The organism is Flavobacterium sp. UBA6195, assembly GCF_002422095.1.
Taxonomy (GTDB): domain Bacteria; phylum Bacteroidota; class Bacteroidia; order Flavobacteriales; family Flavobacteriaceae; genus Flavobacterium.
This window is the reverse complement of sequence record NZ_DITB01000098.1, coordinates 1-5,999: the sequence shown is the minus strand read 5'-3', so window position 1 is coordinate 5,999 and position 5,999 is coordinate 1. Positions and strand designations below refer to the sequence as shown.

Here is a 5,999-nt window from a genome sequence, read left to right as displayed (position 1 = left end):
GAATTAGTTTCTGAAGAAGATTTAAGAAAAGCAAAAGCAAAATATGTAGGTAACTTCGTAATGCAAATTGAAAAACCATCAACTATCGCAGGTTACGCTTTAAACAAAGAAACACAAGGTTTACCTGAAGATTTCTATGAAAACTACATAAAAAACATCAATGCAGTTACTGCAGAAGATATCAAAAATGCAGCTAACAAATATTTCTTATCTGACTACACGAGAGTAGTTATAGTAGGAAAAGCGGCTGATGTCTTACCTGGATTAGAAGCCATGAGTAAAAGAGAAAAATTACCAATTTTCTACTTTGACAAATATGGTAATCCAACAGAAAAGCCAGAAGTTAAAAAACCTATTCCTGCAGGCGTAACAGCTCAGACCGTATTAAACAACTACATCAATGTTATTGGTGGAGAAAAAGCCGTTAAAAACGTAAAAACACTAGCAGTAATGTCATCAGGTACAGTTCAAGGAACTCCATTAGAATTAGTTGTAAAAACAGCTCCTAAAAAATTAGGCGTTGAAATGAAGGCTATGGGAATGGTAATGATGAAACAAGTGGTTAACGAAAAAGAAGCTTACATGGTACAACAAGGTCAAAGAAAAGATTTCAAAGACCAAGATTTGAAAGACATGCAAGATATGGCGGATAATTTTAAAGAATTATCCTTATTAACAGATAAAGACATTATATTAACTGGTATCGAAAATATTAATGGAACTGATGCTTACGCAATCAAAAACGGAAAATCTACTTATTACTATGATGTAAAAACTGGATTTAAAGTTGCTGAATCTAAAGAATTAGAGCAAGGCGGTCAAAAAATGACTCAGACTACTTACTATCAAGATTACAAAGACGTAAAAGGATTGAAATTTCCGTATAAAACCATCATGAATGTTGGTATCGAAATCGAATTAATTACTACTGAAGTTAAAATTAACGAAGGTGTAACGGATGCTGATTTCAAATAATAAACAAAACATGAAATTCATAAAGCGCTCAAGAAATTGGGCGCTTTTTTTTATTTCTTACTCGAAAAATAAACTCCAATTAATACAATTAAAGCTCCTAGTAGTTGTATTGCAGAAAGTGTTTCATTCATAAATAAATAACCTAAAACAAAAGCAACTACCGGAATAATATAAGTTACCGAAGAAGCAAAAACAGGCGATGAAAGCTGAATCAATTTAAAGAATAAAATATTTGAAAATCCAGTTCCGACGATTCCTAAAATAGCAATAAATCCTAAGGAGGTTTGTACTTTGATTTCGTGAATGATATCAAAAAAACCAGTAAAATATAAAACAATTAAAGCCGGAAAAAACATAATTAAAAAATTTCCCGTACTAATAGTTAAAGGTTTTAAATCGGATAGATATTTTTTGATTAAATTGACATTTACACCGTAAAAAACTGAGGCGATTACAATTAAAATTGCGTAGTAATAGTTTTCAGTAGTATTTTCTCCATCACCAAATAACACTAACAAAGCACAACCGATAAACCCAATAATCACTCCAAAAACCTGACTACGTTGCACACTCATTCCAAAAAAAAGTAATCCAGCTAAAAGAGTATTCAAAGGAGTTAATGAATTTAAAATCGAACTAATAGAACCATCAATTTTTGAAAGTGCAAAAGCAAACAAAAAAGCTGGAATAAAAGTACCACACAAAGCAGTTAACGCAATGTATTTCCATTTATGCAATGGAATTTGAGGAATTTGTTTAAATCCAACAACAATCAAAAACATAGCTGCAAAAAGAATTCGCAAACTTCCTAATTGAACCGAATTCACACCTTTCAAACTCAACTGCATTAAGATAAAGGAACTTCCCCAAACGCAGCCTAAAAAGCCTAATAAATACCATTTTGTCGAATTGTTTTCCATAGCACTATTTTGTTCGTCAAAATTCAGGCTTTATTTTGAAAATAGCACTATGAATTTTTGTAATTTTGCATAGTCTTTATTTATAGACTTTTAATTTAACATTTATTGATATGAAAAATTTAAAAAATATTGGTTTTACGCTTTTAATGATGCTTTCATTAGCAAGTTGCAAACAAGAAAACAAAGAAGTTACAGTTGAAGAAACAAAAAAAGGAGTGGTTTCTGAAGCAGATTTAGCTAAAATGCAAACAGCAAGTTTTACCATCGAAGGAATGACGTGTGCTATGGGTTGTGCTAAAACTATTGAAAACAAATTAGCGGCTCAGGATGGAGTTGGACAAGCGGTTGTGGATTTCGATACTAAAATTGCTACTGTAAAATTCGATGCAGAAAAACAATCGTTAGAATCTTTGACTAAAACCATTGAAGGCGTTGCTGGAGGCGATTCTTACAAAGTAACGGAATCGAAAAAAATGTAATAAAAAAACGCCCTGATTATCTCAGGGCGTTTTTTATTATTTCCATTCCAAAGATTCCATTATCCTACGTATATCATCTTTTAGATATTGAGCGGCTGGCAAAATAGAATCAAAATTAGGCTTTGCATAAAAATAGACACTTCCAACGATAAAGTTTTTAGTGCTATCAGTAACGTAAAATTGGGCATTTGTTGCTGCGTTTCCTCCAACTTCGTAGAACATTCCGTAAACCTTTTTCTTGTTGTTAATAAAGGGTTGTTCTAGAATATCATCTGCTTTTACAACGTGGTCATAAGTTAGTTTTTGAGCATCGCGTAATAATTTATCAATATCATTATTTACTGTTTTATGAGTCAAGTAAATCGTAGCTTTCATCTTTGGATAATTGATTTCGAAAGCACATGATTTATCTTTAATTAAGGCTAAATCATTTTTATCAAAAGTAAAGGAACAATTAGAATCTAATTTAGAATATTTCGCTTTTGGATATTCTAAACTTAATTGTCCTTTTGGTTTTGGTAAGGTTTCATCTCCACAAGAAATCAAACTTAAAAACAATCCCAAACAACTCAATTTTACTATATTTTGTATCATAATTACAATAACGTAACTTTTATTTGTTTTATTCTTCTCTTATCTACATTTTCGATGGTAAAAATAAGATTATGGAATGTTATTTTCTGTCTTTTTTTTGGAAAATTTCCAGAAATCTCGAGTAAGAATCCGGCTAGAGTTTCAGCTTCACCTTTTTTACTTTCAAATTCGTTTTCATCTACATCTAGAATTCTATAAAAATCTTTCAAGCTAATTTTACCTTCGAAAAGGAAATTTTTATCATCAATTTGGGAATAAATCAAATCTTCATCATCGAATTCGTCACTAATATCACCTACAATTTCTTCCAAAACATCTTCTAAAGAAATAATTCCAGAAGTTCCGCCATATTCGTCCACTACTACCGCTAAGTGACTTTTCATGCCTTGAAAATCTTTCAACAAATCGTCTAGTTTTTTGTTCTCAGGCACAAAGAAAGGTTGGCGTAATAATTTGGTCCAATCAAAATCTTCACTATCAATATGCGGAATCAAGTCTTTAATAAATAAGATTCCTTCAATTTGATCGATATTTTCTTTATAAACTGGAATTCGAGAATAGCCTTTTTCAACAATTTTTGGCATTACTTGATCGAAAGCTTCTTCGATATTTAAAGCAAAAACATCAATTCTTGGACTCATTACTTGACGCACCTCGGTGTTTCCAAAAGTTACAATTCCTTCTAAGATTTTTTGTTCGCCATCAGTTGTATCCGTTTGTGAGGTTAATTCTAAAGCTTGTGAAAGCTGGTCAACCGAAAAATTTCCTTTTTGCACATTGAGCTTCTTCTCGATAAAAAGAATTCCGTTTCTCATGGGAACACTAATTGGAGAGAGTAAATTATTCAAAATCGAAATTGGAATAGCTATTTTTTTTGCAAAAGTAATGTTGTTTCTATTAGCGTAAATTTTTGGCAATACTTCTCCAAAAAGTAAGATAAAAAACGTAACCACTACAACCTCCATAACAAATCGAAGAACTGAAGAATCAATTCCGTTAAACAAACGTTCGCTAAAAGAAGAGAAAATGATTACAATAGCAATATTTACAAAATTATTAGCGACTAAAATGGTAGCTAACAATTTTTTAGGTTTTTCTAATAAACCCGAAATAAGCTTTCCACTGTTGTAATCTTTGTTTGAAATATCGTCGATATCTTTTTGAGATAAAGAAAAAAGGGCTACTTCTGAACCCGAAATAAAGGCAGAACAAGCGAGCAATATCAAAATTGCTAGTATTCCAAAAAGGAATTCAAAATCTATCGAAGAGAGAAAACTGGCCGGGTCAGGATCCAAATTAATTCAATTTAGTTAAACATTAAAATCGTCAGGAGCACTACCTGTTGGTAAAGATGATTTGCTTAAATCAGTATCTTTTTTGGTAGTTAAGAATGTAAATTCGGTAACCTGAATTTCAGTAGTGTATTTTGTAGCACCATCTTCTGCTTGCCATTGACGTGATTTTATTCTACCTTCGATGTAAATTTTATCACCTTTAGAAAGGTATTTTTCGCAAATTTCGGCTGCTTTATTTCGAACAACAATGTTATGCCATTCTGTTGATGTAATTTTTTCCCCAGTGGTTTTGTTGATGTATACTTCGTTTGTCGCTAAAGGAAAACGTCCAATACAATTACCACCTTCAAAGTAATGCATTTTAACTTCGTCACCTAAATGACCTATCAAAATAACCTTGTTTAATGTTCCGTTCATGGCTTATATATTTTTATTAGGGTTAATCAAAAATAGTAATTTAAAGTGAATTACAATAATTTGCAACAATAAAATTATGAATTACTATTGGAAAAGGTAGTTTTTCTATTTCTGTAATTGGTTTTGAATCAGGTAATTTTGAATCGAATTGCACTTCAAAAAAACGAATGTTTAAGTGTTGGTGCGACAACTTATGCAGTTTAATATCATTATGAAGTGAAATTATTTCAATAGGTTGCAAATTGAAGAATTCCATTTTAGAAACTTCTTCGATAATTTCATTTTCCGATAATTGCGATTCGGATTCAAATACTGGAAATTCGTATAAGTTTTCCCAAATTCCTTTTCCTTCGCGCTTTTGAACAATGAAACTTGATTCAGAATCTTTTAAAATGAGATAATTTAGATAACGAGGCGTGACTTTTGTTTTTTTTGTCTTAACCGGAAGTTCGTTTACTTTTTTATATTGAAGTCCAGCACAACTCGAATTTAAAATACAAGCTTCACAATTTGGATTTTTTGGAACACACTGCAAAGCGCCAAACTCCATAATCGCTTGATTAAATAGAGCAGGATTCTTTTTGTCTAATACTTCTTGTGCTAATTGTTGAAATTCTGTTTTTGTTTTTGGTAGAGAAATATCACTCTCTACATTATAATAACGACTCAAAACGCGGAACACATTTCCGTCTAATACCGCAACAGCTTCGTTAAATGAAAAAGAGGCAATAGCGGCAGCGGTATATTCACCAACACCTTTTAATTTTAATAATTCTTTATAATTGGAAGGAAATTCGCCATTTAATTCAAAAGCAATGTGTTTTGCAGTTGCATGAAGATTTCTAGCTCTGGAATAATAACCCAAGCCTTGCCAAAGTTTTAAAACGTGTTCTTCATCAGCTTTGGCTAAGTCAAAAACAGTTGGAAAAGCCTCAGTAAAAGACAAAAAATAAGGTAAACCTTGCGCCACTCGCGTTTGTTGAAGCATGATTTCTGAAAGCCAAATAGGGTACGGATCAGTCGTATTTCGCCAAGGTAAGTCGCGCTTATTTTGTAAATACCAATGAATTAAAGAGTTAGAAAAATCCATGTTTTTAAATTGAGACAACAAAAATAAATCTTTAGTAATTAAAATTTAATCAATTAAGGTTGAATTATTGTTTTTTTAATTCTTATATTTGCAAACTCAAAAAAATACACATAAATATAAATACGAAAGAAAATGACGAAAGCAGACATCGTAGCGAAAATTTCAGAAAAATTAGGACTTGAAAAAGGTGATGTACAAGCAACTATTGAGTCTTTTATGGAAGAAGTAA

General features: G+C 31.4%; 7 protein-coding genes and 1 pseudogene. 3 read left to right on the top strand and 5 right to left on the bottom strand.

Annotated features, from left to right (window positions below; all coding sequences use genetic code 11):
- Positions 1-975, top strand: a pseudogene (locus B4I81_RS08765) (insulinase family protein); the annotation flags it as partial.
- Between the two features lie 50 nt (positions 976-1,025).
- Here the strand turns inward: B4I81_RS08765 and B4I81_RS08760 are convergent.
- Positions 1,026-1,895: a DMT family transporter gene (locus tag B4I81_RS08760; RefSeq protein ID WP_291109734.1), complete on the bottom strand. Its 870-nt coding sequence runs from the start codon at positions 1,893-1,895 to the stop codon at positions 1,026-1,028.
- Between the two features lie 110 nt (positions 1,896-2,005).
- Between B4I81_RS08760 and B4I81_RS08755 the strand changes: the two genes are divergently transcribed.
- Positions 2,006-2,374 (top strand): heavy-metal-associated domain-containing protein, encoded by a 369-nt coding sequence (locus B4I81_RS08755; RefSeq protein WP_291109732.1) that lies wholly within the window; start codon positions 2,006-2,008, stop codon positions 2,372-2,374.
- Positions 2,375-2,410: 36 nt separating this feature from the next.
- On the opposite strand, the gene gldD is transcribed toward B4I81_RS08755, so the two are convergent.
- The 4 genes from gldD to mutY are packed head-to-tail and all read right to left on the bottom strand — an operon-like array spanning position 2,411 to position 5,770.
- Complete coding sequence (gene gldD, locus B4I81_RS08750) at positions 2,411-2,968, bottom strand: gliding motility lipoprotein GldD (RefSeq protein ID WP_291109730.1); 558 nt, start codon at positions 2,966-2,968, stop codon at positions 2,411-2,413.
- A gap of 2 nt (positions 2,969-2,970) precedes the next feature.
- Positions 2,971-4,263 carry a gliding motility-associated protein GldE gene (locus B4I81_RS08745; protein ID WP_291109728.1) on the bottom strand — a complete coding sequence of 431 codons (1,293 nt, stop codon included), beginning with the start codon at positions 4,261-4,263 and terminating at the stop codon, positions 2,971-2,973.
- 15 nt (positions 4,264-4,278) lie between these two features.
- Positions 4,279-4,680 carry a single-stranded DNA-binding protein gene (locus B4I81_RS08740; RefSeq protein WP_026725353.1) on the bottom strand — a complete coding sequence of 134 codons (402 nt, stop codon included), beginning with the start codon at positions 4,678-4,680 and terminating at the stop codon, positions 4,279-4,281.
- 40 nt (positions 4,681-4,720) lie between these two features.
- Positions 4,721-5,770, bottom strand: coding sequence for an A/G-specific adenine glycosylase (gene mutY, locus B4I81_RS08735; protein WP_291109725.1), 1,050 nt, complete (start codon positions 5,768-5,770; stop codon positions 4,721-4,723).
- 132 nt (positions 5,771-5,902) lie between these two features.
- On the opposite strand from mutY, the gene B4I81_RS08730 reads away from it, so the two are divergent.
- Positions 5,903-5,999, top strand: a 97-nt coding sequence (locus B4I81_RS08730; protein WP_291109736.1) for an HU family DNA-binding protein, incomplete at its 3' end; no start/stop codon positions are given.